The organism is Colwellia chukchiensis (assembly GCF_002104455.1).
GTDB classification, from domain to species: domain Bacteria; phylum Pseudomonadota; class Gammaproteobacteria; order Enterobacterales; family Alteromonadaceae; genus Cognaticolwellia; species Cognaticolwellia chukchiensis.
In genome coordinates, this window is record NZ_NBOC01000013.1 from 57,618 (window position 1) to 84,368 (window position 26,751).

Here is a 26,751-nt window from a genome sequence, read left to right on the forward strand (position 1 = left end):
AGGCTATCGCTGTTTAGTCTGGAATGTCGTAAAATAGTCAACATTGTTCATTATCAAAAGTAAATACTATGTCTCGTACCAAGAAATCACGCAAGCCCGGCACCGGCTCAATTGGCATGTTAAAAGATGACAAAAAAAAGCTAGCACAGCCAGCGCCTCGTAAAGCGAAAAAGAAGAAAGGTAAAGAAGCTGGCAATCGCCAAAAAGAAGCACAGCAAAAATCCGATAAAAACACACACGCATCTGCTAACAAAGATCCACGCATCGGTAATAAAACCCCAATTGACTTAGGTAAACCTAGCCGCACACCAAGCAACACTAAAACCGATAAAAGCAAAGAAAAAACACAGGCTAACTCTCCGATTGCAGCTATTCGCACCGCAGAGCCGGTAGCGAGCTTAGCGGAGCAATTACGCGCGATTGAACAAGATAGCAAGCTGCTAGAGATTATTGAGAAGCAAGATACAAATACCGCGTTAACGTCGATTGAGGTAGATTATTTTAATGACTTAATGACCCAGCATGAAAAGCTAAGTCAGCTTTTAGGCCTTGATGATGAAAATGATGCAGAAGCAGCAGACATGCATCAGCCAACATCGGAAGATGCGCTATGGGATAAGTTAGACCAAAGTGATTTGTCAAAATTTGAATAGGTGAATACCATGCTTACAAACCCTTGGCTGTATTTGGTGTTATTCGCCTTGGTCATTGTTGTGGTGCTAGCAGCAATTGCCACTAAGTTACTGATGCAATTAAAACAGCAAACACAAGCACAACAACAGCAAGCTGACGCACAACAATTGGCGTTGGCTCAGCACGATAAAAAAATTATCAACAGTGTCATTATCATTGTGCGTGCCATGAAAGAGGAGCAATGTGATTTTGCTGAAGGCTGCTGGCGTTTAAGTGTACTACTCGACTCGTTAAAGTTAAGCGAAGCGCTAAATAAACAGTTTCCGGCTATATTTGAGTTTTATAACGGTATTAAGCATATGCCAATCCTCAAAGAGCGGAAAGCCTTAGATAAGAAAACCCGCATGAAGCTTGATTTTGAACGCATGAAGCTTGAAGCCGAATTGGCTGATGATATTCGCCGTGATATTGAATTGTTGCATCAATATGCCAATGAGCGCGCGCATATTTTAACGGCCAATAGCAGTGACTAATATTTCACCTATTGCCATGGGTAACAAAAAACATTATAACTAGCTGTTTTACATATAAAAGATAAAAAATAATTGACATAAGTCACAATAAAGCCGCCAGCATTGCGCTTGATCAATGTTTGTGCGGCTCGTTTATTTATAATAGCGTCAAATCGATAAACGGGAAGACTCATGCAAGCAGCTCAATTTTTTGATAGCGCACTTTTAAAAAAATACAACACCAGTGGTCCAAGGTACACTTCATACCCTACTGCCCTAGAGTTTCATGATCAATTCAAGCATGAACATTTAGTGCAAGCCATTGAGAGCTCACCAAACCGTGAGCTGTCTTTATATGTGCATATTCCTTTTTGTCATAGTCTTTGTTACTACTGCGGCTGCAACAAGGTGATCACCCGCCATCGCGATAAAGCCGATACCTACCTTGAGTTTTTGGCAACAGAAATTGCCTCAAAAGCACCACTATTTAAAGATTATACCGTCAAGCAATTACATTGGGGCGGAGGCACACCTAGCTTTTTACGTCACGAACAAATGTCTAAGCTAGTAGCGCTGTTAAAAGAAAAGTTCAGCTTTGCTGAGCAAGTCGAAATGAGTATCGAGATTGATCCGCGTGAAATAGAAATAAATTTGGCAGAACACCTTTATAGCTTAGGCTTTAACCGCTTAAGTATTGGCGTGCAAGATATCGATGAAAAAGTACAAAAAGCCATTAATCGTGTGCAATCTACCCAATTTATTGAAGACTTCATTGCCCATGCTAAGCAAGTGGGTTTTAAGTCCATTAATATTGACTTGATTTACGGCTTACCTCATCAAAATATCGACACCTTTACCCGCACCCTAAATAAAGCTCATGAAATGGATGTCGATCGCATTTCGCTGTTTAGTTATGCCCACATTCCGTCGCGCTTTGCCGCCCAACGCAAACTGCGCGATGAATGGCTACCCAGTGTCGATGAAAAATTTGCACTGATGCAATTAGCCATCGAAAAACTCTGTGATTTTGGTTACGACTTTATCGGCATGGATCATTTTGCTAAACCTGAAGACGAGCTTGCCATTGCGCAAAAATCCGGCACCTTGCACCGAAATTTTCAAGGGTATACCACCCAAGGTGGTTGCGATCTTTTAGGTTTAGGCGTGTCCTCTATCAGCGCGATCGGCCACAGTTTTAGCCAAAATATTAAAGAATTACAAGACTACTATAAATCGGTTGATCATCAAGGCCATGCCCATGTTAAAGGGGTAAGTTTAAGTCAAGATGATATTATTCGGGGTGAAGTGATCCGCGAGTTAATGTGCAACCTGTATCTCGACAAAAACAAAATTAATCAGCAGTTTGCTATTAGCTTTGACGATTACTTTGCCGACGACCTGCCGTTACTGCAAACCTTTATTAATGACGGTTTAATGACTAACAATAAAGATGAAATTCGTGTTGCGCAAAAAGCCCGTTTATTAATCCGTAACATTTGTATGAGCTTTGATGCGTATATGAAACAACACGTTAATAAACAGCGCTTTTCTCGGGTAATATAAGGGGTGGTTAGTTGCTTAATCGCCCCAAACAAAAGCGGTGCTCGGCACTGAAAAATACCAACTCAGTGCCTTGCTTTGTACTCTCTTGCTGCGCTAAATCTACCCATTGATAATAAACATTGCGGTGCACTTTTGCCGGTAAGTTACGCCGTACAGTCACATATAAACTGCCATCATCACTGATCTTAAGCGGGTGTTGGGCATTTAATATAAAACTATCCTCTAAGTTGGTGCTAACTTGCATTATGGTTTTTTGTTCATCTAGCCATTGCCATTGCGTGATCAAAAACGGTGCATCTTCCACTTTGATACCAAACTTCTCAACAGGTGTTACTAAAAAGTAGTCATCGGCTTCTTTTTTTAATACCGAGGCAAATAGTTTAACCAGTGACTTACGTTTAAAAATGCCGCCTTGATAAAACCAATGACCATCAGCCTTAATTACAATATCAATTTCACCGCTATAAGGCGGGTGCCATTGATCCACTGGCGGCATTTTCTGCTCGGCCGACGCTAAGTTTGCACTAATTTGGGCAGATATTTTATCTAAGGGCATAGTAAGTCACCTATGTGTTATGAAAATCAAGCAAATCGAAATAACGCCATCTTTAATATCGCCTGTTGTCGACAGACGTTAATGCCGACGATTTCATTGATAAGTCTATGACATTAATTTTAGCCAAATTACCCGCTTTATGTCGTTAATAAATACACAAAGAGCGTAAACAATAACAGTAAAACCCTAAAACGTCGCAACTCCAACCACAATAACCGTAAAATACCATCAAAAAACAAGATTTTGCTTGTCAAGCCTTGCCTAAATACAATATACTCTCCGCGCCTTAACACAAGGCACTTTAAAAAATACTCAGTGGTGGCTATAGCTCAGTTGGTAGAGCCCCGGATTGTGATTCCGGTTGTCGTGGGTTCAAGTCCCATTAGCCACCCCATTTCTTCTGCTAGCGCTAGTTTTACTCAAACAACAACCATTCTCCTGCGATTGTTTGTCTATCAACAACGACTATATCCGTTAGCTATAGTGCTTGAATAAATATTGGCTGACGTTCACTACCACTGCGTTTAAGATCTGATTTGCTAGCACATTAACCACACCATGCTCGCTGATAAATAATTATTTTTATTCGCTTAACAAAACTTAAATTAACAAGGCGCTAATTAGTAAAGAGTTAAGTGGTTAGCGCGCATTAATCCCTCTAGGCAAAGCCATAGCATTGCTAATAACTTGCGGCCTTTTTTGCCGCGGCATGCATAGCTTGCTCGACCACTAGCTTAAGGTTATTGTCGGCAAATGATGCGAGCGCTTGATGCGTGGTGCCATTTGGCGAGGTAACTTGCTCTTTAAGTTCAACCACCGACAAGGGTGATTGTGCAGCCATAGTTAACGCGCCCATGCCTGACTGAAGCGCCGCTGTTTTCGCATCTTGATAACTTAAGCCTAGTTTCTGTGCTGATGCTATCATGGCTTCTAAAAATAAAAAGAAATATGCCGGTGCGCTACCTGCACTGGCGACAATTGCCGGCATCTGGCGTTCATCTTTCAGCCAAAGCGTTTTACCGCAACAGCTTAGTAACTCGTCCACTAAGCGAATACTGTTAGTATCACAGTTTTTGCCCGCAACTACACCGGTTAAACCCTGACCAACAGCACTGGGCAAATTGGGCATCGCCGCAAAAACATGACTCTTGTCGCCAAAGTACTTTTGCAGTTGTGCCGTCGTTACACCTGCCGCAAGGCTGATAATCAGTGGCTGCTTTTCAGCGAGTTTCATCGCTTGCTTTAGCTCACTAGCAACCGTTTCAACCAGTTTGGGTTTCACCGCAATAAAAATGACGTCTGCAAACGTAATCGCATCGCAATTACCTTCACTGACATTTAGTGAAAACTTGGTTGTTAACGCCTTACGAGTTGCTAACGTAGGCGCACATACTAGCATGTTACTTGGCGCAAATTTAGCCGCCAGCAACCCCGTTAGGATTGCCTGCGCCATGTTGCCACCACCGATAAAGGCAATTGGGCGATCTTGCATTGTCACGATTAGCTCCTGACTTGCCCTGCACCATTAACCAAGTATTTTTCTGTGGTTAAAGATTCAATACCCATAGGGCCATAGGCATGTAATTTAGTGGTTGCGATGCCGATTTCAGCACCAAGCCCTAACTGAGAGCCATCCGAAAAGCGTGATGAGGCGTTAACCATAACCACTGACGCGTCAACAAGTTGCTGAAATTTGCTCGCCGTTTGTTGGTCTTCAGTACAAATAACTTCAGTATGATTACTACCAAATTGGTCAATATGTTCTACCGCTTGCGCAAAATCATCGACGGCGCGTATTGCTATCTCTAAGCTTAAGTATTCTGCACCAAAATCTTCGAGCGCTATTGGTTTGCTGTTGTCAAAATAGGGCTCACTTGCTGCGCAGGCATTAACCTGCACGCCTTTCTCTTGCAAGTGTTTGGCAACCATTGGCATAAACTCTTCGCTAATATCCTTATGCACCAATAACCCTTCCAACGCGTTACAAACACCGGTACGTTGAGTTTTACCGTTCGACAACAGTTTAAGTGCTTTTTCAAGATCGGCGGCTTTATCAACATAAAGATGACAAACGCCTTTATAGTGCTGAATAACCGGAATTTGACTATTTTCGCTGACAAAATTAATCAACCCTTCACCACCACGCGGGATAACTAAATTCAGGTATTTTTTCTGAGTCAGTAATTGCTTCATCAAGCCTCGATCAGGATCGGCAATAACGGTAATGATCTCTTTTGGTAACTGATAATCTATCAATACCTGCTGTAACACCTTGGCAATGGCTAAACTACTGTTTAAGGCTTCTTTACCGCCTCTTAAAATCACCGCATTACCTGACTTAATACATAATCCCGCGGCGTCAGCAGTAACATTAGGGCGTGCTTCGAAAATCATACAAATCACCCCTAGCGGCACACGCATTTTGCTAATTTCAAGGCCATTTGGCATCACCTTTTGACCATTAATGCTGCCAACAACATCCGGCAACTGTGCTACCGTTTCTAAGCCTATTGCCATATCTTCTATTCGTTGGTCATTTAATTGCAACCTGTCTAGCATTGCCTCGCTCAGACCATTTGTTTTTGCAAAGTTTATATCCAAGCTATTCGCTTGAAATATATCGCTTTTGTTTGCTCTAAGCGCATCTGCCATATCAGTAAGTAGCTTAGTTTTTGTTTCGTTACTTTGTATCGCCATCACTTTTGCAGCTTGTGCTGCACTGTATGCTATGTTGGTAATTGTGTTCATTAAGACTCCATTAACGCAATATATTGAGTAGAAAGAATTGGGCTTTGCGTTTTATCAAATTGTTCAGAAATATCTTGGTTATCGCTGTCAGCAACAAAGTTGAGCAAACAGCTACTGTAATTGGTTTTTACTTTTGCTAATTTATCGCCGTTGTCTTTACGCAACATAACAATATCACCAGACGCAAAATCACCATTAACGCTGAGCAGGTCATCAGCCTGCAAGAGGTCACTGCTATCATTATCTTTAATATCGTACTGATCACTGACAATCAGCTCACCTTGGGCGCGGGTGGTATGGCGCATCCAATGCACACCGTCTAGCATAGGCGTTTTATGAGAATAAAAGTGCGTACCTGGGTTTCTATTCGCTAACAAATGCTGAAAGCTTTGCGCCTGAAAGCCATTAACAATGTAAGTGTCGATACCATGTGAAACCGCTTTTTCCGCCGCTTGAATTTTGGTTTTCATACCGCCAGTGCCAACAGCACTGGTGGCACCACCGGCCATTGCATAAATGTCTTGATCAATTTTATATACATCTGAGACCAGTTTCGCGTCGCTGTTAAGATGCGGGTTTTCTTCGTATAAACCATCGATATCCGAGCAAATAATAAGCGCATCTGCATGGGCAGCCGTGGCTACCATAGCGGATAAATTATCATTATCCCCCACCTTTAATTTATCGGTAGTAACGGCATCGTTTTCATTAATGATCGGCAAAATGTCATGGGCTAATAAGGTAGTGATCGTTTCCCGGATGCTTTCATAGCGAACGCGATTGCGTAAATCAGCGTGTGTTAAAAGTAGCTGCGCGGAAGGAAAATCAAATAATTCATCCCATGTTGCCATCATTTCTGCTTGGCCTGCCGCTGCCATCGCTTTTTTTACCACAATATTTGCTTCATCATTACTCGCCGTGCCGCGATTAAATAAATGTGATCCTGCAGCAATCGAGCCCGAAGACACTAAAACAACTTGAATGCCTAAGCCACGACATTGCTTGATAAAATCTGCAATGCTGCGTAAATATTGACTACTGCAACCTGCTTTTTCTGGGGCGATTAATGCGCTACCGACTTTAATAACGATCTTTTGCCAATGTTTAATGTTCACGGTAAATCCTTGTTTTATATACTGCTAGTTTGTTTGCTCTGCTTAGGTGTAACTTAAAGTGGCGTATCAATACCCAAAACCGTTCGTCATAAGCGCTTAGCTTGTTCACTATTAGTCCAGTTAATTTCTGTACTGCGCCGCCTGCGCTCAAAATCATGACTTAGCAACAGCTAGGCTAAAAATATCTAGGTATTTACTGATAATTTAGTTCCAGTACAAACTAATTAACATGATTTAAATCGTCGCCTTTTAAGCGCTGTGTTAGCGAGAAACACTGCTATAGCTAACGCTTTATACTTTAATTTTATTTTTGTCAGTCGTACTGACTTAATCATCGAAGATAAGGTAGAAAAACCTCAGCCCGATGGTGAGTAGTTGATTAAGCTATAATAATTAGCTTTTTATTTTAATTCACAACTGACAGAAGCATAAAATTTGGTGGGGTATCACCACTAATACTCGCGACTAATCGTGCGTTGTTTATCAGTATTAGCTGTGCTGAAAACATAATATAAATTCTTGATAACTTTACCTCTCCTAAAGACTCACGATTATTAGTTAGTACACTAATGATGGGCATACTAACGATGTTAAGCATTAAAATCAAGACTTGATTAGAAAAACAGCACTAAAAGAGACAAATAAACGCAATCGCTAATCGAATTTCCTGAAAGCAAGAAAGTACTAGTTATTGCCAGCGTTCCTCGTTAGAATTTCAGCAAAGTTGATAAGTGCGACCTAGCAGGCAAACACACCATGGAAAAATACGATGAGTTATTTATATCAATCCGAAGAATTATTCGGGCCATTGACCTACGCTCAAAAAAACTCAGCAAAGAAGCCGGCATTACGGGCCCGCAGTTGCTGATACTGCAAGAGCTAGAGCGCATGGAGGGTATTACCGCCAAAGATGTATCCACTAACGTACACTTAAGCCAGGCCACGGTAACCAGTATTTTGGATCGCTTAGAAGCTAAGCATTATATTAAGCGAGTCAGAAGTGATAGCGATCGTAGACGCATTGCCTTATATCTAACCGAAGAGGGCATACAAACATTATCTAATGCGCCGCAACCCATTGAAGATAGTTTTGTTGAAAAGTTTAGTGCGCTAAAAGACTGGCAACAATATCAATTGCTATCCAGTGTTGAACAAATCGCAGATATGATGGGCGCGTCGGAAATTGATGCTGCTCCGGTGCTTAATATTGGTGAATTAACCACCACAGAGCAAGCGGAAAAATAAACCTATGGTCTCGCACGCCAAATAACCGGTTTAACGTCCGTTAAATCACATTGATGATACTCAGCAGGTACAGAGTATCATCAATATCTGGCAATATATTACTGCGCTATCTTTAAATAGTCTTTGATTATTTCTGCACCGGTATCGGCTTGGATAGGCTTAAAGATAAACCCTGAAATACCATAACTTTGACAACGCTCAATAAGCGCCTTATCGGTTACCGATGACAACATAACCACAGGCACATTACTGCCATTGGCACGAATGTTAGCTAACGCTTGATCACCGTTCATCTCGCCCATAACCACGTCCATGATCATAAAATCAGGTTGTTCTTGCTGCACCATAGTAACCGCAACGGCACCATCATTGGCTTCAATAACATTGCTATAGCCAAGTTGTGACAAATAGCGCTTTAAGGCTTTACGGATCATGGCGCTATCATCGACCAATAAAATTTTACTTTCACTAGGCAATACTTTGCTATGAGGATTGGCAATACCGGTACTAGCTTCTCGCTTAACGCCTATGGATTGATATTCAACATTACGGATCAGTAAATTAAAGTAATAGCGACCAACGCCATTAACGCTAATGGGCACAGTGATGACTTCTTTAACCCCAACTAAATACTTGTCCATATCATTAACATCATGCACAAAGTACGGGCTAGAAAATTTATAATCTAAGCTATAACGGCCATGTAAATCCGTAGAACGACCAACAATTGTGTTACCCCACTCGGCGAGGGCATTGCTTAAGTCTTCATTAATTTCAGTAAATTGGTACTTCTCTTCAAACATATGCTCACAAACCGAGTTGCCGATGGCAATGGCGGTTTCTGGGTAGTGGTGCATCATGATCACACCGTCTAAGCCTCCCGTCACCTCTGAGCAAACGGCATATCCCTTAAAGCGAAAGTCATCAACATTATCAACAAAGGCATCACCGGCTTCACCAACTAAGTTGGTCATTGCTGTTAAGCTGGCAAGTGACTCATTAATAAAAGGGTATAAAATAACTTTATATAAAGCTTCTACTGACATGGTTATTCCTTGAGTGTAATTGTTATTATTGACCAAATGCATAGTACAATACTAAGCGAAAAAGGGAATAACAAGTTTCATAGCAACATACGATAAACGCCAACTTGCGATTGCCTATTGCAGTAACGGGCCATCAATCATGTAAAACTTACTAGCCGCATTAATTAACGACTGGGCCGTTAATGCTGCAACACCGTATACATAGGTTGTCACATCATAACGCGCCATAATAGTTTGCAACAACACATCAAAATCGCCGTCACCCGAAAGTAATATCACAATATCAACCTCAGGTGCCACTGTCATCACATCAACAGCGATACCAACATCCCAATCCCCTTTCGCTGAGCCATCCCTGCGCTGAATAAACGGCTTTAACTTAACATCAAAGCCAATATGTTTGAGGGCTTTTTGAAACTTATGCTGCTGATCATCATGACGCTGCGTTGCATAAGCGTTAGCCACCACAATGTCACCTGATTGACTGATCTGCTGCCAAAATGTGCGGTAGTTAAACTGCTGTTGAAACGTATCGCGTGTCGTGTAGTAAATATTCTGTACATCAACAAAAATCGCTATTTTAGGCGCTTGCGTCTTTATGACCATAACAATGAATACTAAAAGAAAAAGAAAAAGATAAAATAGAGTATACTCGCAGCGCTTGTTAATTACTCGCTTTCTCAACGCTTATTGGCGTTATTAAAAGCCAATATTTAACAACACCTGATATTATTTTGACAAAAAAATGCCATACAGATATGACGGATCAGCCCTGATAACTGCGCAAATAACCGATGACGTAACGCTGTTAGCAAAAGAGACATATTTTGTCCTAAGTGCTACAATAAACGGTCAAATAAAGCTGAGTAAAACAATATGTTAGCCATTCGTAAATTTTTTTATTTATTATTACGTTTACCTGTCGCCTTATTGGTGCGCTGTCGAGTTGTCGCAGATGAGAAAATTAGCAACGGCCAGTTAAACGCTGAGCAGCCGGTGTTTTATGTCTTGCGCCACCAATCTGCCAGTGATGTATTATCACTGCGTATTGCCTGTAAAAAAGCCCAGCTTCCTGATCCATTAAGCCCGGTAGAAGTCGATGGTCAAACCCGTTCTCGATTATTATTCTTAGCCAAACCAACGGCTTTGCTGCAGTGGCGTAAAACCGCAAAAACTTCGGCAATTGCACAAGGGTTTGAATTGCTCAGTGCCCATGCCAGTAACGAACAACTAGACGCACAGTTAATCCCCGCCAATGTTATTTGGGGTCGCACGCCAACGAAAGAAAAAAACAATACTAATGTCGGCACCTTGCTGGCAGATCAAGAATCTCCCACTTGGCTGCGTAAATTTTTTATTGTCTTGTTTTTAGGTCGTCATACTATGGTGCGCTTTAGTGAGGCGATATCTTTTCGCCAGATGGCCGATCAACATGGTAGCAACGAGGCCAGTGCTCGCAAACTCATGCGCATTGCGCGCTTTCATTTTCATCGTCAAACCATAGCAGCAACTGGCCCTCGACTTATGCATCGCCAACAAATGTTTAAAAATTTATTGGTGAACCCCGCGATACAACGGGTGATCAACGAAGAAATAAAAAATAAAAACATCAGTGAAGCTGAAGCAAAAAAACAAGCGTTAGCAATCATGGATGAAATAGCCGGTGATTACCGAGATGTAACTGTGCGCCTTGGCGAGCGCATTTTAGGCTGGCTCTGGAAGCGACTTTACCGTGACATTAAGGTCAATCAAGCAGAGCGCTTACGCAATTTAGCGCAAGAAGGTCATGAAATTATCTATTTGCCTTGTCATCGTAGCCACATGGACTACTTACTGCTGACTTATGTCATTTACCAACAAGGCTTAGTTACACCGCGTATTGCCGCCGGCATTAATTTAAACTTTTGGCCTGCAGGCCCGATTTTCAGAAAGGCCGGCGCATTTTTTATTCGTCGTAGCTTTAAAGGTAATCGCCTTTATTCCACTATTTTTCGCGAATACCTGAGCTTGCTTTTTGAGCGTGGTTACTCGGTCAAGTACTACGCAGAAGGTGGACGAAGTCGCACTGGTCGTTTACTGACACCGAAAACCGGTATGCTTGCCATGACCATTCAAAGCTTATTGCGCGGCATCAATCGCCCGCTGACAATAGTGCCAGTTTATTTAGGTTATGAACACGTTATGGAAGTGGGTACTTACCATAAAGAATTGAGCGGTAGTCAAAAGAAAGGCGAATCAATTGTTGGGGTTATAAAAGCGATTCGAAGCCTGCGTAACTATGGTAATGGTTATGTTAACTTTGGTGAGCCTATTAATATTAATCAGTTTTTAAACCAAGACGTACCTGACTGGAAACAAGCCATAGACCCGATTGATCCACAAAAGCCAAGTTGGTTAAATCCGAGTGTCAACAAGCTTGCACAGCAAGTGATGACCAACATCAATCAATGTGCAGCATTAAACGGTGTGGCCTTAGTGGCTTTAATTTTACATGCCACTGAAAATAAGGCCTTAAGTAAAATAGAGCTTATTGAGCAAATCGACTTTTTCTTGGCGTTGCAGCATGCGGCCCCTTACCATAATGAATTAACCTTACCTTCAGAAAGTGGTGCAGCAATACTAGAGCACGTTATTAGTCTTGATAAGCTAACCGTCAACCAAGACAGCTTGGGTGAAATTATCTCGCTTACCGACAGTGCCGTATTAGAGTTGCGCTATTATCGTAATAATATTCTCCATACCTTTATCGTACCTTCCTTGGTATGCCGCTTTTTAGAGCGTAACGCAAAAGTTGCTGAAACCGCCTTAATCAGTCAAATTCAACGCTTAGTTCAGTTACTTAAAAGTGATATGTTTTTATGGCAAAACGACGATATTGTTGCACAACAAACGCTTGCCATTTGCCACCACTTGCAGCAACACAATATTGCCAAGCAAAGTAAGTCAGGCTTTTGGAGTTTGTGTGCGGAAGATGATAAACGGGCAAAAGTTCGTTTAGTCGCTGAATGTGTTAATGAAACTATGCAACGTGTTGCGATTATCAGCTCATTGTTGACTCAGTTAGCACCGATTAAAAAGTCTAGTCTCGACGAGAAAGTACTCGTCATTGCCCAAAGGTTGTCGGTATTAAATAACATTAGTGCCCCTGAGTTTATTGATAAGAAAGCCCAGTCAACCTTAATAGCAGCCATGAGAGAGCAAGGCTATATTGATTTAGATGATAACGGCCAATTAGTGGCCAGCAATTCATTGAGCCAGTTGAGAGCCTCAATTAGCAACTTAGTTGAAATTGAAGTGCTACAAAGCATCATACCTTAATCTTGGTATAGTAAAACGCATGGCTAGCAAGTGCTAGCCATGCCTAGTCATCGAAGTTAACACTTGTTTTAGGTCAGTGATGGGGCTTATAAATACTCTACCGTAATACCTAAAAACACCACTAAACCAACATAGTGGTTATTTAAGAATGCTTGAAAACAACGGTCGCGATGGCGCTGAGCGATTAAGATTTGTTGATAGCTGAATAAGCCCGCGGCAATAACAAGCGCAAGCTGATAAGGCCAACCAAACGCTAACATTTCACCAACGGTAAATAATAAAGCTAAGGTCATTAACTGTAAAAACAGGATAATGCGCTTGTCATGATGTGCAAAAATTATCGCGGTTGATTTCACACCGATTTTTTCATCGTCTTCACGATCCACCATGGCATACATAGTATCATAGGCGACAGTCCACAGCAGATTAGCACTAAACAATAACCAAGCAACGGTCGGTATTTGCCCTTGCTGCTCGGCAAATGCCATGATCATACCCCAACTAAAGGCCGCCCCAAGCACTAGCTGTGGAAAGTGGGTAATACGCTTCATAAATGGATAACTCGCCGCTAATAGAGCCGCAACCACAGATAACATTATGGTATAGGCACTTAAAGTTAAGACTAGGGCAAACGCCAAAAGTAAGAAGGTGGCAAATAGCTGCAGTGCTTCACTACTTGACAACGCGCCGGTCACCAAGGGACGATTTTTCGTGCGCTCAACGGCGCCATCGATTTTACGATCGGCAAAATCATTAATAATACAGCCGGCACTGCGCATCAAAAACACGCCTAAGCTAAAGACCAACAACAATGATAAAGGCGGCCAACCGTCGGCAGCAATCCACAATGCCCAATAGGTGGGCCATAGCAGTAAATAGGTACCTATGGGCTTATCCATGCGGGTAATGTGTTTAATGGCCGTTAATTTTTTTCTTAACTCGCTCAAGCTATTGCCCTTTTATGGTTGATATGCAAAAGCACCAGGTAAAAAAACTTCGGCCACCATTAATGGCTTAGCATCGAGTACAAAAGTGGAACGACGCCCCCATAAGGTGTGCTGTGGTGCAGTTAAGGCTAGATAATTGACTAAACGCGCTACGGTTGAGTCTTGCGCAAATTTAGCCACTTCGATATTTTTTCGGGTTAAATCTTTATGATTAAACAGCACTTGCCCTAAAGATTGTGTGCCTAAATTTGCTAGTTGTTGCTGGTTGCCTGTTAGCGAGCTTAACGGTAATAAGCTGCGGGCAAACACTTGTGGCACTTCATCACAATACAATAAAACTTCACGCACTAGAACCTGCTCACCGGCGGCAATATCTTGATTAGATTCAGCTTTCGCACAAATCTGTACTTGTTGCCCTAATAGCTCAACACGAAAATGTTGACACTGACCTTGCAATCGCGCCGTTAACGACGTTGGATCAAGTAACCAGCTACGCAAGTGCTTAGATAAGGTAAACTGCTCTGGCGACTGCCAATTTGCCAGCATTTGTACAGGAAATAAAGAATGCTCTGTTGTCATTGCAAAAACACATAACCGGAAAACGCCGTATCATAGCGTTTCAGCCAACAAAAATATAGTCTAGCGCCACTAATGCTCGCTAGTATACAGCTTGTTTGATTTGACATTGTCACCCGCAAAAAGCAAACAAAATTAAATATTTGCTAAAAAACACAGCACCTCAAGCAATTTCGCGTTATCATTTAGCTATTATCACTAAGTCGAATTATTTTTCCGTGTGAGTGTTAAGACATGAAAGCATCTATCATTTTATTACTAGCGCTACTGGTTTCCTCCCTGAGCAAAGCGAGCAATTATGCTTACTTTGGTTTTGAGCCCTCCATAGTCACCAATTATGTTACTGTGCAAACCAAAATGGGTTATGTGCGCTTAAGCGTTGAGTTAATGATCGAAGATGCCAGCAATTACGAAGTGGTTGAGCATCATGCGCCGTTATTACGCGACGCTATTATTAATATTATCGGCCAACAGCCTGAGTCGAAAGTAAAATCAATTAATGGCCGCCATGAAATTCAGCGTTTATGTGAAGAAAAAGTAAAACAACTTTTAACGGAAGAAACGGGCCAACCTTTAGTGAAAAAGCTGCTATTTACTCAATGGTTAGATAACTAGCCTTTGCATCGCTAAAGCAGCAATGTTAGTTGCTTAGCAAAGTATAGCCCGCTTTAATTTAGCCATTTTGTTTGACAAAACTTACCGTAAGCGAATAGACAACCACTGACCAAACCTAACAAATGCGCGGTATTAGCGACATTTATCGGCATAAAACTGGTGTAACCTAATAACAACCAGAACAACATAAAACCAATGATAGGTGTCGACAACGCCAACCCTTTTTCGGGCATTAACCAGCCATACCACCACACATAGCCTACTAAAGCGTAGACAACACCTGATAAACCACCAAAGTTCGGGCCATCAACAAGATATTGGCCAACATTTGACACCAGTGCCGACACCACCAGCAATGCAAACAAGTTTGTACTGCCCAACAAACGCTCTATTGAGCCCCCTAATTGCCACCACCACATGGTATTAAAAGCAATATGAAGCCAAGAAAAGTGAATAAATGCAGGGCCTAGTAAACGGTGTGGCGCTTGCAGCATGGCTTCTACGCTTAACGTCGGGTAAAACTGCAAGTGATAAAATACCGCCTGTGCCCAGCCGAAATTGCTCAACATAAACGCGGCCCAGCATAAGGCAAACACAACTAAAGTAACGCCCCCTGCATGCTGAAAAAACTGCGCTTTAAAGCTACTCAATAAGCTGGGGGTATTGTCATCAAGCGCGGTAATATTGCCGTTGTGCCAAGCGGCTTGCTGATATTTGGCGTGGCTCGGATTAGCAATAAATTGCTCAAATTCCTGCCGTGCAAACTCATACTGGTCTTGCTGACAATATATAACAAAGCCATCGGTTTCTTTTACAACCTGGGTTTGTACTTGATGAGACTTAAGGTAATCACAAAAAAGTAAGGCAATATTTTGTTGCCTTACTTTTACTAACGCCTCTAACGGTAGCGACATTAACGTGCAACCGCGTCCGGATATTGTAATTGCCAGTCGGTGAAACCGCCGTCAAGCGAGTAAACATCCGTGAAATCTTGGCTGATAAGAAACTGCGCGGCTTGCTGACTAGAAATACCATGGTAACAACAGACAACTACCGGCGCGTCTAAGTCGGCATCTCGCAAAAAGTCCGCTAAGTTTTCATTACTTAAATGCACCGCATTGGGGATATGGCCGGCTTGAAATGACGCCGGATCACGAATATCTACCACTAAGTGGCTGTCATCTTTTAATAGCGGATGTAATTCGCTAATTTGCATATGTTTAAAGTTTTCGTCGCTGCTTGCCATTAGACTTCCCAATTTAAAATAACTTTTCCTGACTGGCCCGAGCGCATAATATCAAACCCTTGCTGAAAATCATCAATATTAAAATGATGGGTAATGATCGGTGATAGATCGAGTCCAGATTGAATTAAGCTGGCCATTTTATACCAAGTTTCGAACATTTCACGCCCGTAAATACCTTTAATGGTTAATGCTTTAAAAATGACCTGACTCCAATCAATAGCCATATCTTGCCCAGGTATACCTAGCATAGCGATTTTTCCGCCATTATTCATATTGTTAAGCATATCGGTAAAGGCCATTGGCACACCGGACATTTCCATACCAACATCAAAACCTTCCGTCATACCGAGTGATTTCATCACATCTGTTAAATTTTCTTTACTGACATCGACAGCGCGAGTTGCGCCCATTTTACGGGCTAAATTTAGGCGATACTCATTGACATCTGTAATAACGACATGACGAGCGCCAACATGCTTTGCCACGGCTGCCGCCATAATCCCTATCGGCCCCGCCCCTGTGATCAACACATCTTCACCCACTAAATCAAATGACAACGCGGTATGCACTGCGTTACCAAAAGGGTCAAATATTGCGGCTAAATCATCAGAAATTTCATCAGGTAATTTAAAAGCATTAAAGGCGGGAATAACCAAGTATTCAGCAAAAGAACCGGCACGATTGACGCCCACTCCAACCGTATTACGGCATAAATGCGTTCGTCCACCACGGCAATTACGGCAATGACCACAAGTAATATGACCTTCTCCCGAGACACGATCGCCAATGGCAAAACCTTTCACTTCTTGCCCAATACCGACAACTTCGCCCGCATACTCATGACCAACCACCATAGGCACAGGAATGGTTTTTTGTGACCACTCATCCCAGTTATAAATATGAATATCGGTGCCACAAATGGCGGTTTTCTTAATTTTGATCAACAGATCATTGTGACCAAGCTCAGGCATTGCGGAGTCGGTCATCCAGATACCTGGTTCTGGTTTTAATTTTGCTAACGATTTCATCTTTAACCCTCGATGACGTTCATTTCTTTACCAATACGAATAAACGCTGCAATGGCAGTATCTAATTCCTCTTTAGTGTGTGCAGCAGAAATTTGGGTGCGAATACGCGCTTGCCCTTTAGGCACTACAGGGAATGAAAAACCTATAACATAAATGCCTTCCGCTAACAGACGCTCAGCCATTTCGCTGGCAACTTTGGCATCACCTAGCATAACGGGCACTATCGCATGATCCGCACCTGCACAAGTAAAGCCTGCCGCTTCCATTTGCGTTCTAAAATAGCTGGCATTGTCTTTTAGGGTTTTTCGTAAGTCATCACTTTGTGCTAATAAGTCCAAAACTTTTATCGAAGCATTCACAATCGCCGGTGCCAATGAATTAGAAAACAAGTAAGGACGTGAGCGTTGACGTAACCATTCAACCACTTCTTTTTTCGCGGCAGTATAGCCCCCTGAAGCACCGCCCATGGCTTTACCTAAGGTACCAGTAATGATGTCTACACGCCCCATAACTTGACAGTATTCATGACTACCACGACCTTGCTCGCCGACAAAGCCGACCGCATGCGAATCATCAACCATGACCATGGCATTATATTTATCGGCTAAATCACATACCGCTTGTAAGTTAGCGATCACTCCATCCATCGAAAATACACCATCAGTGGCAATGAGCTTAAAACGCGCGCCAGCTTTATCGGCTTCAATTAAACGTGCTTCTAACTCCGCCGCGTCGTTATTGGCATAACGATAACGTTTGGCCTTACATAAGCGCACACCATCAATAATAGAGGCATGGTTAAGTGAGTCACTAATAATGGCATCTTCTGGTCCTAATAAGGTTTCAAACAAGCCGGTATTCGCATCAAAGCATGAAGAATATAAGATGGTATCTTCCATACCTAAAAACTGACTTAATTTTTGTTCTAAGGTTTTATGAATATCTTGCGTACCACAAATAAAGCGCACCGATGCCACACCAAAACCATGATCATCTAAACCTTGTTTAGCTGCCGCAATTAAACTGGGGTGGTTTGCTAAGCCTAAATAATTATTTGCACAAAAGTTAATCACTTTTTCGCCGGTGCTAACCGAAATATTCGGCTGCTGTGCCGTGGTTATCACTCGCTCTGCTTTATACAAACCATCGGCTTTTACTTGTGAAATTTGTGTAGTTAAGTGGCGATAAAAATTATTAGTACGGGTAGAATTTGTCACGGTAAATCCTTAAAAAGTTAGCTGCTTGCAATCATCGTATTATCAGCCTAGACCAGATAACAATAAAAGTGACATTACTTAATAAAGTGTCACTTTTAATAGTCAAATTGACATATAAGGCTGTCAAAGTGTAATATTAGCGGTGTTTTTTGCTTAAAATAAGTGGGCCGTCTGTGTTAACCGAAAAAGATGAAGAACTATTATCCATTTTGCGACTAAATGCTCGGGCAAGTGTTTCCGATATGGCTAGAGCCACCGGTGTTTCAAGAACCGCCATTCAAAATCGGCTCAATAAACTCGAAAATAATAACATCATCAAGGGTTACAGTGTGGTGTTAGGAAGTGAATATACCAGCGGCTTAATCTCTTCCAATGTGTCGTTGAAGGTTAACCCTAATTTACGACAAACTATTTGTGTTGCCTTGCGTAAAGTCCATCAAATTAGTCATATTTATTCGATCAGTGGTGAGTATGATTTATTAGTTACCATTCAAGCCCGTACCTTAGAAAAACTCAGTGAAGTCTTAAACATGGTGTGCTCACTAGAAGGAGTGGCCCGAACCAACTCTTCAATTATTCTCGATACCATATTTAAACGCTAGGCGGCAGTATTTAACACACCATTAATTTTTTTGTCGCTGATATTAGGTATACTAGCGCACAAGAATGATTATTTTTGAGTTTAGTGCGTGCATTTTACCTTAGCTTTAGTTTTATACCGTATATTCTTTTTGTTATTAACGCCCATTTTGCTGCTGGCATTATTATTACGCTCGATAACACAACAAGCGTATCGGCAGCGACTAGGCGAGCGCTTAGGAATACTACCAAAACAACTGCAAGCTAACGGCATTGTCATCCATGGCGCAAGCGTTGGTGAAATAATAGCGTTAAAGCCGTTTATAGAGCTATTACTAAATTATTACAATGACTTACCGATAACTGTCACCAGCTTTACACCGACCGGCTCGGCGCAAGTAAAAAAATTGTTTGCCGATAAAGTACAACATTGCTACCTACCGCTAGATAATCTGCTTTCCAGCCATTTATTTTTACAACGCTTGCAGCCACAAGCGATGATATTTATGGAAACTGAGTTGTGGCCTAATCTTATTGCGCAATGTCATCGCCAACAGGTCAAATTGATGCTGATCAATGGTCGTTTATCAGCAAAGTCTATGCGCAGCTATCAAAAGCTCACTTATTTGCTAAGCCCAACCATCCAGCGTTTTGATAAAATTCTCACCCAAAGCCAAGTGAACCAAGATAACTTTCTTACCTTAGGTGCTAGGCCAGCGCAATGCACATTATCGGGTAACCTCAAGTTTGATATTGCCATCAACAAAGCGCTTGCAGCCAAACAACAAGAGCTTGCTAGCTTACTCAACGAACCACGCAATATTTGGCTAATTGCCAGTACCCACCCTGGTGACGAAGCGCTGGCATTAAAAGCTTTTAACCAAGTTAAACAACAAGATAAAACTGCGCTGCTGGTCATTGTTCCGCGCCATCCAGAGCGCTTTGAGCAAGTAGCAACCCTAGCGCAAAACGCAGGTAATACGGTTATTAGACGCAGCCAAAAACAAAGCGTTACGCTCGCCACACAAGTTTGGGTCATTGACAGTTTAGGGGAGCTTTTAGCGGCTTGTGCCTTGGCTAACGTGGTTACTATGGGCGGCAGTTTCAGTGACATTGGTGGTCATAACCCGTTAGAGCCCGCCTTATTTAAAAAGCCTATTATTGTCGGACCCGACATGAGCAATTTTAGTGAAATATTGACCCAATTGCATACTGCGAACGCGATCGTGCAACTGTCCAATGATCAACCAATACCCGAGGCACTTGCAGAGGCGGTAATACGTTTATTGTCCGATAACAATTTCGCCGAAAGCTTAGGCAATAATGCTTATCAGGTTGTGCAAGCCAATCAAGGGGCAACTCGGTTAACCTTTAACGCCTTACAACAGTTGCTGCAATAACCCGTGCCTGCTCATTTGGTTAGCCGTTAAACGCGCGCCTTTAAATACAACCTGATCCCTAAGGCCGTTAACAAGATTAGCAGCACGAGTCCTAAAATACCCAGCACTTGATCTAGCACTTGATGGCCTGTCCATTGCAGGTAATGAATCTTATAAAGCTGATTAATTAATTTAGTGTCTGGCCCTGTTTGGCTTAAGCTTAAGCGTTGCCAATTCAGGCTAAGCTCAACCCCTGTACTTGTGGTTGCGGTTAAGCCGGTAATATTTACAATCTCACCGTAGCGCTCAGGGTCTTGACGCACAGCATCCGTTAACAGCTGTTTAACGGCTGGCGCTGATGGCATCGCTTTATCTTGTAGGGTCTGTAGATCTAAATGTCTGCTGCTATTGTCCTGCTTTACCAATAAATGTTGACCTAAAATGCTACGCACAATTTTAATTTCTTGCCAGTTTGGCTGAGCTTGCAATGTTAAAGTTTGCGACAACGGATAGGTTTTAATCGACAGTTGCTGGTACGCCGCTTGGTAACCTGGCTTAATAAAAAACACTAAGCCTGTTACTGTCCATGCCAACATAGGTAGTACTAAAATCAGGCCGACCATTTTATGAAGTTTTGCACTTTTAATCATCTTGGCATCACCTGATCTGAGTATAAAAACCATGGCAAGCCCCTTGCCACTGCGGTTACATAAAGCAATATCATGATTAAATCCTTAAGCTTTGATACGAGGTTGTGCAATTTCTTGAATACGAATAATTTGCGAAAAGTCCGCTTGTTGATCTAAGGCCAGCGGTATTAACCAGCGCAAGTTTGGCAGCAATTGCTGGGGTAGTTGGGCGACCTTAAATAAATGGATTGTTTCCGCCTCTTGGGTTTTTGCTTGGTACGCTAAATCGGTGCGGGCAAAATACATATCTACTTGGTAGGCATTCGGGCGATAAATATCGGCAAACTGTGTCCAAACTTTTGGGCTAGTAACGACACCCGTTTCTTCTTTACACTCACGCACCATAGCCGCAACCGAGGACTCTTCGGTTTCAATTTTGCCGCCAATACCATTAAACAAACCACGCTGCCATGACGGGTTTATTTTTTTGATCAACACTAAGTGGCTGGCATCAGCTGAAAATAAAAAGCCAGTAACATATTTTTGCAACATCATGACCCTCGCAAGTTGAAGACAAGCAAACCCATTCACATAAACGGTTTAAAGCAACTCAGGGTAGTGATCTTTAATTAAGCGCTCGATACTTTGCTGCACAGCATTGATGCTAATTTGCATCATCAGCTCTTTGCCTTTTGCCCGTGTGCCCCAAGGTAAGTTTTCAACACTTTGTTGGTATTGTTGCTGAATTGCCGCCTCATAAGCACTCACCACATATTGTTGATACAAATAGGGGCCGGTGCGGTTAGGGTTGCTGTGCGCGTATAAACCTACGACTGGCGTACCAACGGTCACCGCCATATGCGCCGGTCCAGTATCCGGCGCTATGACTAAGTGCGCAATATTTAAAACGGCAAGCAATTGCTTTAATGTGGTTTTGCCAACTAGGTTTAATATTTCATTGTCACCGATACTAAAATCACTGCGACTAATAATGGCTTCTGCTAAGAGCTTTTCCATAGTTGACGGACCGCCACAGATAACGACCTTAAAGCCACGCGCAGTTAAATACTGTGCCGTTTGTGAATAGCCTTCAGCGTGCCAATTGCGCTCCGCTTTACTGGCGGCAGGCGAAATTACGGCAATCGGCTTACCAGTAAGATTGCCGGCACTGAGCGTTTCACTCGCCCACAATTGGTCAACATCCGTTAATGGCATCTGCCACTGTGGTGGTGCAACCTCCAAGCCCAACGCTTTAACAAAGCCCATAAAACCATCAAGCACATGTGGCTGCGTTTGTGCGGCTATTTTCTTATTGGTAAATAACCATTGCCCTTCTTTTGCGCGCTGCTGGTCAAAGCCAATTTTAATTTTTGCTGGTATACACAAACTGGCAATGCTAGCGCGTAATGCCACTTGCATGTGTAACAAAATATCGAATTTTTGCTGTTTCAATGTTGCACGCAAATCGCGAAAACCTTTTAAGCCAGCGGATTTGTCAAAAATAACAAATTCAACACCAGCCATGCCTTGCAACAAGCTAGCTTCTACTTTACCAATCACCCAGGTTATTTTGGTTTCTGGCCATTGTTGCTGAATAAGTTGCACCATGGCGACAGCATGACAAACGTCACCGATGGCCGATAAGCGTAATAAACATAAATTTTTTGGTGCAGATAATTGACCCAGCATAAAGGATTCACCACAATAGCAGCAGAAATATAATATAGGTCTATTATCTTGAACCAGCCTGCAATTGTAAAACCCTGTCACGAAAAAACTTTTCAACAGGGAAAGGTTTATTGCCGATACCAAGGCGCTAAAATTAACAATTTTCTTCCCGACATGTTCGACAGTCACTATTGGCAGCAACAACAAGCCATCGTCGGCAGCGCCGAAGGACGCGGCACAACTTGGTTTATCACCACAGATCAGGCAGAGCACGGTGTCCAGCATTGGGTATTGCGCCACTATTATCGCGGTGGCTTAATTGGCAAAGTTATTCATGACCATTACTTTTATACTGGCATGAATAATACGCGCGCAGCGCGAGAGTTTACGTTGCTACAAGCAATGCAAGAACTGGGTTTGCCGGCGCCAGAGCCGGTGGCGTTTCGCATCATTAAGCAGGGTTTGTGGTATCAGGCTGACTTATTATCTACCCGCATTAACAACGCCAACGACTTAGTCGCGCTGCTGAGCGCGCATGCAATTTCAGTGTCGTTATGGCAAGAAATCGGGCGAGTGATCAAAATGTTTCATCGACACGGAATATATCATCATGATCTTAACGCCCATAATATTCTCATTGATGATAAGGATAAGGTATGGCTAATCGATTTTGACCAAGGCGAGCAACGTCAGCAGCAAAATAAATGGCCTGCCGCCAATTTGGCGAGATTGCTTAGATCATTTCGAAAAGAAAACGCTAAATTAGCGCGCTGGCACTGGCATGAAGACAACTGGCAAGCATTATTACAAGGCTATAATAGCAATTAATCGCGAAGTGCCAACACAGCTGCGCATTTATGCCAGCATTAAGCAGAAGCTAAACTTTCTTGGCAACGTTTACGGTACATAGCACGAGCCGCTAAAAACTCACTCTTGGCACCTTCGCTAATATAAGGCTGGATGATCACTAAAATTTTTAGCACTCCTTGATAGAAAACCGCATCATTGATCTCATTGTCATTAGTTTGCGTTTGATAAAAGCTCAGCCAAAACGTATTTACTAAGCGCAAAATACTGACAATATCAGGTAAATCTTCGTCAGAAAACTCCATCATTTTAGCATCGCGCAAAGACAGCAATAGCCCACTAACACGCTGCGAAATAAAGCCTTGTACTTCAACATATTTATCGTGAAGTAAGGGGTTTTTTGCTAGCAATACCGGCAGGTTGCTGTAAAAAAATCTAAACTTCATTAAGGCCTGAAAAACCACGTCCATGTATAAAATAATGGCATCTAGTGGTTTCACATCTGGGCTGACTTCCGGCATGGTTTCTATCAATAAATTTCGCGCATACTCTTCGTAAATGGACAAAATAATGTCTTCTTTGTTACGAAAGTGGTAATAAAGGTTACCTGGGCTAATACCAAGTTCGGCAGCAATGTGATTGGTGGTTACATTACGTTCGCCGCGCTCATTAAACAAAGCAATGCTGGCTTGAATGATCCTATCCCGTGTTTTCATTGATATTACTTCTTATCTTTAGTTGAGAGATATTTTTCTATCATACTATCAAATTCTGCTAAAACTAAAGTATTTCGAGTAAATACTTTAAGTGAATAGTGTTCGGCTTTCCTTTCCACAAGGAAAGTAGTTATCTTGTTTTAAAATACTGTTTCGACCAAGCCAAGCACAGCACTGATGTTACGGACAAAAGTGATTGATTGTGATTGTTTTTTGAATTTAATGCACCGTGCAATTACAATAGCTTTTTATTCTTTGTTAAAAGCATTTAATTTATGTCAGTAAAAGCAATTTATCCCGGCACTTTTGATCCTGTCACCAATGGCCACGCCGACTTAATTGAGCGTGCTAGCAAGCTATTTGACCAAGTCATCGTAGGGATTGCCGCCAGTCCAAGTAAGCAACCCCATTTTGACCTAGCGCAGCGCGTCGCCTTACTTGAAAACGTTACGCAGCATTTAGCGAATGTAACTATTGTCGGCTTTACCGGCTTATTGGTCGACTTTGCAAAAGAGCACCAAGCAAAAGTACTGATCCGCGGTTTACGAGCGGTATCTGACTTTGATTATGAATTTCAATTGGCTAATATGAATCGACGTTTGGCACCTGATTTGGAGTCAGTATTTTTAACTCCAGCAGAAAAAAACTCTTTTATTTCATCAACTTTAGTTAAAGAAGTCGCGTTACATCATGGTGACGTGACGGAATTTGTTCACCCCAGTGTCAAGCTTGCACTGGAGGCAACCATACATAATAAGTAACCGCAACTGGCCAACATTTTATATGGTTGAAGCTCATGTTTAGCCTAGGGTAACCGACCAACAACTTCAGGACTAGGGCTTGCGCTTGGGCTTGCTTTTAGGCTCAGATGGTAACACTTGACACTGAGGGCAAAATACCGAGCTACGATTTGACTGTCGAATTTCTGCTAAGACACTTTGACAGCCGTCACATTTTTCCCCTGCGCGACCATAAACAAACAATTTTTGGGCAAAATAGCCCGGCTTACCATCGGCTTGGGTAAAGTCTTTTAACGTGGTACCGCCTTGCGCGATCGCCGCCGCAAGCACTTGCTTAATAATATCGGTAAGTTGATTAAACTTTTTCTCACTAATAGCACTCACTGGCGTTGCAGGATGAATACTCGCCATAAAAAGTGCTTCGTTTGCATAAATATTGCCAACCCCAACCACCACATGGTTATCCATCAAAAACGTTTTGATTGGAACTCGGCGCCGTTTGGCTTTTTCGTATAAGTGACCATAGGCAAAATCGTCAGTTAATGGCTCAGGGCCTAATTTAGCTAGTAACCCTTGCTGATCTTGGTGCTGAGGCAGCCATAATACAGCACCAAAACGACGTGGATCGTTTAAGCGTAGCGTTTTGCCGTTAGCAAAGGTAATTTCAAAGTGATCATGTTTTAATGCTGGCGTCTCTTGCACTAAAATGCGAACCGAGCCTGACATCCCAAGATGCAATAACAAGGTGCCACTAGAAAAGCGCAATAGTAGATATTTTGAGCGACGATCAATGTTATTCACCGTTTGCCCCACAATACTTTGTACCTGTTCAGGGATTGGCCAACGTAACTTACTATTGCGCACCAGCACATGACTGACCTGCTGCTGAATAATATGTGGCGTAATGCCTAAGCGACATACTTCCACTTCTGGCAATTCTGGCATGTTAGCAACTTCCTAAAACAACGGCGTTTTTAGCTTGCGTTTGAAGGCGTTGCGCAAAGGCGTCGACAAACCGCTGCGGCGATTTTTCATCCATATTAAAGTACAGCGATGGCTCAATTAACTCAGCTTCCATAAGCGCAAAGCTCGTATTAAAACGGACAAAATCAATACGCGCATACAGTAAATCGCCATGGAGCTGGTGAATCGCTTGCATGGTCTGATCCGCAACACGCGTTAATTCAGGCTCGGGCGTGATGGCGAGCAAAACGCCGCCATGCTCTTCTTGCACCCGAAAATCTCCCGGCGCTGGGGTTTTTAAAATCGCATGACTGTACTGACCATTAAAGTAAAACAACGAAAATTCACCTTCTTGACAGATAGCGGGCATAAAGGGCTGTACCATTAAATCTCGCTGTGCAAATGCTTGCTGTAATGCAGCAATATTGCTCGTATAGTTGGCTTTTTTCAACCAAAAGGTATTGTCTGCATTAGCACTAACCCGCGGCTTTAAAACGATTTGTTCGCTATTAAAATGCTGAAAGTACTCAGGGATATCACTGGCATCAAACTTGTCTGGCCATAATGTCGGCACTATGGTTACTTGCTGTGAGGCTAATTGCTTTAGGTAACTTTTATTGATATTCCAGTTCACCACCGCCAAGCTGTTTTCTAAACGCGCACTTGATTGTTCAATTTTTGCCAATACCTTAATAAACGCCGCCATGTCATCTTGGTAGTCCCAAGGGCTACGAATGAGCACTACGTCATAATCAGACCAATTAACCTGTTCTTTGCGCCAGGATACTCGTTCCGTTTGCCAACCTAGCGCCAGCATAGGCTGATCAAGTAAGCTGTCAGAGGTTTCAAAGCCAGCTAAGCTGTCCATTGATAATATCGCGCATTTTTTCATGAATGTATTGCCC

Annotated in this window: 28 protein-coding genes and 1 tRNA gene; 11 read left to right on the forward strand and 18 right to left on the reverse strand. The window is 42.4% G+C overall.

Annotated elements, in window-relative coordinates; all coding sequences use genetic code 11:
- Nucleotides 1–68: 68 nt before the first annotated feature.
- The 3 genes from yihI to hemN all read left to right on the forward strand — a co-directional run bounded on the left by yihI (nucleotide 69) and on the right by hemN (nucleotide 2,708).
- Nucleotides 69–653, forward strand: a complete 585-nt coding sequence (gene yihI, locus B6K83_RS13610) for a Der GTPase-activating protein YihI (protein WP_085285476.1) — start codon at nucleotides 69–71, stop codon at nucleotides 651–653.
- Between the two features lie 9 nt (nucleotides 654–662).
- Nucleotides 663–1,166 (forward strand): DUF2489 domain-containing protein, encoded by a 504-nt coding sequence (locus B6K83_RS13615; protein WP_085285477.1) that lies wholly within the window; start codon nucleotides 663–665, stop codon nucleotides 1,164–1,166.
- Nucleotides 1,167–1,337: 171 nt separating this feature from the next.
- Entirely contained in the window at nucleotides 1,338–2,708 is a 1,371-nt protein-coding gene (hemN, locus tag B6K83_RS13620; RefSeq protein WP_085285478.1) for an oxygen-independent coproporphyrinogen III oxidase, read from the forward strand.
- A 7-nt stretch (nucleotides 2,709–2,715) separates the two neighbouring features.
- On the opposite strand, the gene B6K83_RS13625 is transcribed toward hemN, so the two are convergent.
- A complete protein-coding gene (locus tag B6K83_RS13625; protein ID WP_085285479.1) occupies nucleotides 2,716–3,264 on the reverse strand; it encodes a DUF1285 domain-containing protein in 549 nt (182 codons plus the stop codon).
- A 318-nt stretch (nucleotides 3,265–3,582) separates the two neighbouring features.
- Here B6K83_RS13625 and B6K83_RS13630 point away from each other — a divergent pair.
- A tRNA-His gene (locus B6K83_RS13630) sits at nucleotides 3,583–3,658 on the forward strand.
- Nucleotides 3,659–3,943: 285 nt separating this feature from the next.
- Here B6K83_RS13630 and proC read toward each other — a convergent pair.
- The 3 genes from proC to proB are packed head-to-tail and all read right to left on the reverse strand — an operon-like array spanning nucleotide 3,944 to nucleotide 7,127.
- Nucleotides 3,944–4,756: a pyrroline-5-carboxylate reductase gene (proC, locus tag B6K83_RS13635; RefSeq protein ID WP_233144021.1), complete on the reverse strand. Its 813-nt coding sequence runs from the start codon at nucleotides 4,754–4,756 to the stop codon at nucleotides 3,944–3,946.
- 8 nt (nucleotides 4,757–4,764) lie between these two features.
- Nucleotides 4,765–6,012: a glutamate-5-semialdehyde dehydrogenase gene (locus B6K83_RS13640; protein ID WP_085285481.1), complete on the reverse strand. Its 1,248-nt coding sequence runs from the start codon at nucleotides 6,010–6,012 to the stop codon at nucleotides 4,765–4,767.
- Nucleotides 6,012–7,127 carry a glutamate 5-kinase gene (gene proB / locus B6K83_RS13645; RefSeq protein ID WP_085285482.1) on the reverse strand — a complete coding sequence of 372 codons (1,116 nt, stop codon included), beginning with the start codon at nucleotides 7,125–7,127 and terminating at the stop codon, nucleotides 6,012–6,014. The genes B6K83_RS13640 and proB overlap by 1 nt, the downstream gene beginning before the upstream one ends.
- 756 nt (nucleotides 7,128–7,883) lie before the next feature.
- On the opposite strand from proB, the gene B6K83_RS13650 reads away from it, so the two are divergent.
- Nucleotides 7,884–8,372 (forward strand): MarR family winged helix-turn-helix transcriptional regulator, encoded by a 489-nt coding sequence (locus B6K83_RS13650; protein ID WP_085285483.1) that lies wholly within the window; start codon nucleotides 7,884–7,886, stop codon nucleotides 8,370–8,372.
- 98 nt (nucleotides 8,373–8,470) lie between these two features.
- Here B6K83_RS13650 and B6K83_RS13655 read toward each other — a convergent pair whose 3' ends face one another.
- Both B6K83_RS13655 and B6K83_RS13660 read right to left on the reverse strand, forming a co-directional pair.
- Nucleotides 8,471–9,418, reverse strand: a complete 948-nt coding sequence (locus B6K83_RS13655) for a response regulator (protein WP_085285484.1) — start codon at nucleotides 9,416–9,418, stop codon at nucleotides 8,471–8,473.
- A gap of 114 nt (nucleotides 9,419–9,532) precedes the next feature.
- Nucleotides 9,533–10,024 (reverse strand): NYN domain-containing protein, encoded by a 492-nt coding sequence (locus tag B6K83_RS13660; protein ID WP_085285485.1) that lies wholly within the window; start codon nucleotides 10,022–10,024, stop codon nucleotides 9,533–9,535.
- Nucleotides 10,025–10,294: 270 nt separating this feature from the next.
- Here B6K83_RS13660 and plsB point away from each other — a divergent pair, with 270 nt between their 5' ends.
- Nucleotides 10,295–12,736 (forward strand): glycerol-3-phosphate 1-O-acyltransferase PlsB, encoded by a 2,442-nt coding sequence (plsB, locus tag B6K83_RS13665; protein WP_085285486.1) that lies wholly within the window; start codon nucleotides 10,295–10,297, stop codon nucleotides 12,734–12,736.
- Nucleotides 12,737–12,822: 86 nt separating this feature from the next.
- On the opposite strand, the gene ubiA is transcribed toward plsB, so the two are convergent.
- Both ubiA and B6K83_RS13675 read right to left on the reverse strand, forming a co-directional pair.
- Nucleotides 12,823–13,683 (reverse strand): 4-hydroxybenzoate octaprenyltransferase, encoded by an 861-nt coding sequence (gene ubiA, locus B6K83_RS13670; protein ID WP_085285487.1) that lies wholly within the window; start codon nucleotides 13,681–13,683, stop codon nucleotides 12,823–12,825.
- A gap of 12 nt (nucleotides 13,684–13,695) precedes the next feature.
- Nucleotides 13,696–14,262: a chorismate--pyruvate lyase family protein gene (locus B6K83_RS13675; RefSeq protein ID WP_092251399.1), complete on the reverse strand. Its 567-nt coding sequence runs from the start codon at nucleotides 14,260–14,262 to the stop codon at nucleotides 13,696–13,698.
- Between the two features lie 231 nt (nucleotides 14,263–14,493).
- Here B6K83_RS13675 and B6K83_RS13680 point away from each other — a divergent pair, with 231 nt between their 5' ends.
- On the forward strand, nucleotides 14,494–14,874 hold the full coding sequence (locus B6K83_RS13680; protein ID WP_085285488.1) for a flagellar basal body-associated protein FliL: 381 nt from the start codon (nucleotides 14,494–14,496) through the stop codon (nucleotides 14,872–14,874).
- A 53-nt stretch (nucleotides 14,875–14,927) separates the two neighbouring features.
- On the opposite strand, the gene glpG is transcribed toward B6K83_RS13680, so the two are convergent.
- From glpG to B6K83_RS13700, 4 genes are read right to left on the reverse strand one after another with little or no spacing between them, the layout of a single operon-like run.
- The gene (glpG, locus tag B6K83_RS13685) at nucleotides 14,928–15,788 is read right to left on the reverse strand and encodes a rhomboid family intramembrane serine protease GlpG (protein ID WP_085285489.1); all 861 of its coding nucleotides are present in this window, start codon (nucleotides 15,786–15,788) and stop codon (nucleotides 14,928–14,930) included.
- A complete protein-coding gene (gene glpE / locus B6K83_RS13690) occupies nucleotides 15,788–16,120 on the reverse strand; it encodes a thiosulfate sulfurtransferase GlpE (protein ID WP_085285490.1) in 333 nt (110 codons plus the stop codon). Before glpE ends, glpG begins: the two co-directional genes overlap by 1 nt.
- A complete protein-coding gene (gene tdh / locus B6K83_RS13695; protein WP_085285491.1) occupies nucleotides 16,120–17,148 on the reverse strand; it encodes an L-threonine 3-dehydrogenase in 1,029 nt (342 codons plus the stop codon). The genes glpE and tdh overlap by 1 nt, the downstream gene beginning before the upstream one ends.
- A 2-nt stretch (nucleotides 17,149–17,150) precedes the next feature.
- On the reverse strand, nucleotides 17,151–18,365 hold the full coding sequence (locus B6K83_RS13700; RefSeq protein ID WP_085285492.1) for a glycine C-acetyltransferase: 1,215 nt from the start codon (nucleotides 18,363–18,365) through the stop codon (nucleotides 17,151–17,153).
- A 173-nt stretch (nucleotides 18,366–18,538) separates the two neighbouring features.
- Here B6K83_RS13700 and B6K83_RS13705 point away from each other — a divergent pair, with 173 nt between their 5' ends.
- Complete coding sequence (locus B6K83_RS13705; RefSeq protein WP_085285521.1) at nucleotides 18,539–18,967, forward strand: Lrp/AsnC family transcriptional regulator; 429 nt, start codon at nucleotides 18,539–18,541, stop codon at nucleotides 18,965–18,967.
- A gap of 87 nt (nucleotides 18,968–19,054) precedes the next feature.
- Nucleotides 19,055–20,344, forward strand: a complete 1,290-nt coding sequence (waaA, locus tag B6K83_RS13710; RefSeq protein WP_085285493.1) for a lipid IV(A) 3-deoxy-D-manno-octulosonic acid transferase — start codon at nucleotides 19,055–19,057, stop codon at nucleotides 20,342–20,344.
- Nucleotides 20,345–20,370: 26 nt separating this feature from the next.
- Here the strand turns inward: waaA and B6K83_RS13715 are convergent, their stop codons facing one another.
- The 3 genes from B6K83_RS13715 to B6K83_RS13725 are packed head-to-tail and all read right to left on the reverse strand — an operon-like array spanning nucleotide 20,371 to nucleotide 22,641.
- Nucleotides 20,371–21,006 (reverse strand): PepSY domain-containing protein, encoded by a 636-nt coding sequence (locus B6K83_RS13715; protein ID WP_085285494.1) that lies wholly within the window; start codon nucleotides 21,004–21,006, stop codon nucleotides 20,371–20,373.
- A 51-nt stretch (nucleotides 21,007–21,057) separates the two neighbouring features.
- Entirely contained in the window at nucleotides 21,058–21,507 is a 450-nt protein-coding gene (locus tag B6K83_RS13720) for an NUDIX hydrolase (RefSeq protein ID WP_085285495.1), read from the reverse strand.
- A 45-nt stretch (nucleotides 21,508–21,552) separates the two neighbouring features.
- Nucleotides 21,553–22,641 carry a glycosyltransferase family 9 protein gene (locus B6K83_RS13725; RefSeq protein WP_085285496.1) on the reverse strand — a complete coding sequence of 363 codons (1,089 nt, stop codon included), beginning with the start codon at nucleotides 22,639–22,641 and terminating at the stop codon, nucleotides 21,553–21,555.
- A gap of 48 nt (nucleotides 22,642–22,689) precedes the next feature.
- On the opposite strand from B6K83_RS13725, the gene B6K83_RS13730 reads away from it, so the two are divergent.
- Nucleotides 22,690–23,448, forward strand: coding sequence for a 3-deoxy-D-manno-octulosonic acid kinase (locus B6K83_RS13730; RefSeq protein ID WP_198951692.1), 759 nt, complete (start codon nucleotides 22,690–22,692; stop codon nucleotides 23,446–23,448).
- A 38-nt stretch (nucleotides 23,449–23,486) separates the two neighbouring features.
- Here the strand turns inward: B6K83_RS13730 and B6K83_RS13735 are convergent, their stop codons facing one another.
- Nucleotides 23,487–24,143 carry a TetR/AcrR family transcriptional regulator gene (locus B6K83_RS13735; RefSeq protein WP_085285497.1) on the reverse strand — a complete coding sequence of 219 codons (657 nt, stop codon included), beginning with the start codon at nucleotides 24,141–24,143 and terminating at the stop codon, nucleotides 23,487–23,489.
- Nucleotides 24,144–24,418: 275 nt separating this feature from the next.
- Here B6K83_RS13735 and coaD point away from each other — a divergent pair, with 275 nt between their 5' ends.
- Complete coding sequence (gene coaD, locus B6K83_RS13740; RefSeq protein ID WP_085285498.1) at nucleotides 24,419–24,904, forward strand: pantetheine-phosphate adenylyltransferase; 486 nt, start codon at nucleotides 24,419–24,421, stop codon at nucleotides 24,902–24,904.
- Nucleotides 24,905–24,976: 72 nt separating this feature from the next.
- On the opposite strand, the gene mutM is transcribed toward coaD, so the two are convergent.
- Both mutM and B6K83_RS13750 read right to left on the reverse strand, forming a co-directional pair.
- Complete coding sequence (gene mutM / locus B6K83_RS13745; RefSeq protein WP_085285499.1) at nucleotides 24,977–25,828, reverse strand: bifunctional DNA-formamidopyrimidine glycosylase/DNA-(apurinic or apyrimidinic site) lyase; 852 nt, start codon at nucleotides 25,826–25,828, stop codon at nucleotides 24,977–24,979.
- 1 nt (nucleotide 25,829) lies between these two features.
- Nucleotides 25,830–26,738, reverse strand: coding sequence for an ATP-grasp domain-containing protein (locus B6K83_RS13750; RefSeq protein ID WP_085285500.1), 909 nt, complete (start codon nucleotides 26,736–26,738; stop codon nucleotides 25,830–25,832).
- Between the last annotated feature and the right edge of the window lie 13 nt (nucleotides 26,739–26,751).

Coding starts and splice junctions, on each gene's coding strand:
- proC (WP_233144021.1), bottom strand. CDS start 4,756: ATGCAAGATCGCCCAATTGCCTTTATCGGTGGTGGCAACATGGCGCAG.
- B6K83_RS13660 (WP_085285485.1), bottom strand. CDS start 10,024: ATGGTCATAAAGACGCAAGCGCCTAAAATAGCGATTTTTGTTGATGTA.
- B6K83_RS13650 (WP_085285483.1), top strand. CDS start 7,884: ATGGAAAAATACGATGAGTTATTTATATCAATCCGAAGAATTATTCGG.
- coaD (WP_085285498.1), top strand. CDS start 24,419: ATGTCAGTAAAAGCAATTTATCCCGGCACTTTTGATCCTGTCACCAAT.
- mutM (WP_085285499.1), bottom strand. CDS start 25,828: ATGCCAGAATTGCCAGAAGTGGAAGTATGTCGCTTAGGCATTACGCCA.
- B6K83_RS13655 (WP_085285484.1), bottom strand. CDS start 9,418: ATGTCAGTAGAAGCTTTATATAAAGTTATTTTATACCCTTTTATTAAT.
- B6K83_RS13675 (WP_092251399.1), bottom strand. CDS start 14,262: ATGACAACAGAGCATTCTTTATTTCCTGTACAAATGCTGGCAAATTGG.
- plsB (WP_085285486.1), top strand. CDS start 10,295: ATGTTAGCCATTCGTAAATTTTTTTATTTATTATTACGTTTACCTGTC.
- B6K83_RS13725 (WP_085285496.1), bottom strand. CDS start 22,641: ATGCTGGGTCAATTATCTGCACCAAAAAATTTATGTTTATTACGCTTA.
- yihI (WP_085285476.1), top strand. CDS start 69: ATGTCTCGTACCAAGAAATCACGCAAGCCCGGCACCGGCTCAATTGGC.
- B6K83_RS13680 (WP_085285488.1), top strand. CDS start 14,494: ATGAAAGCATCTATCATTTTATTACTAGCGCTACTGGTTTCCTCCCTG.
- B6K83_RS13615 (WP_085285477.1), top strand. CDS start 663: ATGCTTACAAACCCTTGGCTGTATTTGGTGTTATTCGCCTTGGTCATT.
- tdh (WP_085285491.1), bottom strand. CDS start 17,148: ATGAAATCGTTAGCAAAATTAAAACCAGAACCAGGTATCTGGATGACC.
- B6K83_RS13640 (WP_085285481.1), bottom strand. CDS start 6,012: ATGAACACAATTACCAACATAGCATACAGTGCAGCACAAGCTGCAAAA.
- B6K83_RS13750 (WP_085285500.1), bottom strand. CDS start 26,738: ATGAAAAAATGCGCGATATTATCAATGGACAGCTTAGCTGGCTTTGAA.
- B6K83_RS13625 (WP_085285479.1), bottom strand. CDS start 3,264: ATGCCCTTAGATAAAATATCTGCCCAAATTAGTGCAAACTTAGCGTCG.
- hemN (WP_085285478.1), top strand. CDS start 1,338: ATGCAAGCAGCTCAATTTTTTGATAGCGCACTTTTAAAAAAATACAAC.
- glpG (WP_085285489.1), bottom strand. CDS start 15,788: ATGTCGCTACCGTTAGAGGCGTTAGTAAAAGTAAGGCAACAAAATATT.
- B6K83_RS13720 (WP_085285495.1), bottom strand. CDS start 21,507: ATGATGTTGCAAAAATATGTTACTGGCTTTTTATTTTCAGCTGATGCC.
- glpE (WP_085285490.1), bottom strand. CDS start 16,120: ATGGCAAGCAGCGACGAAAACTTTAAACATATGCAAATTAGCGAATTA.
- B6K83_RS13735 (WP_085285497.1), bottom strand. CDS start 24,143: ATGAAAACACGGGATAGGATCATTCAAGCCAGCATTGCTTTGTTTAAT.
- B6K83_RS13715 (WP_085285494.1), bottom strand. CDS start 21,006: ATGGTTTTTATACTCAGATCAGGTGATGCCAAGATGATTAAAAGTGCA.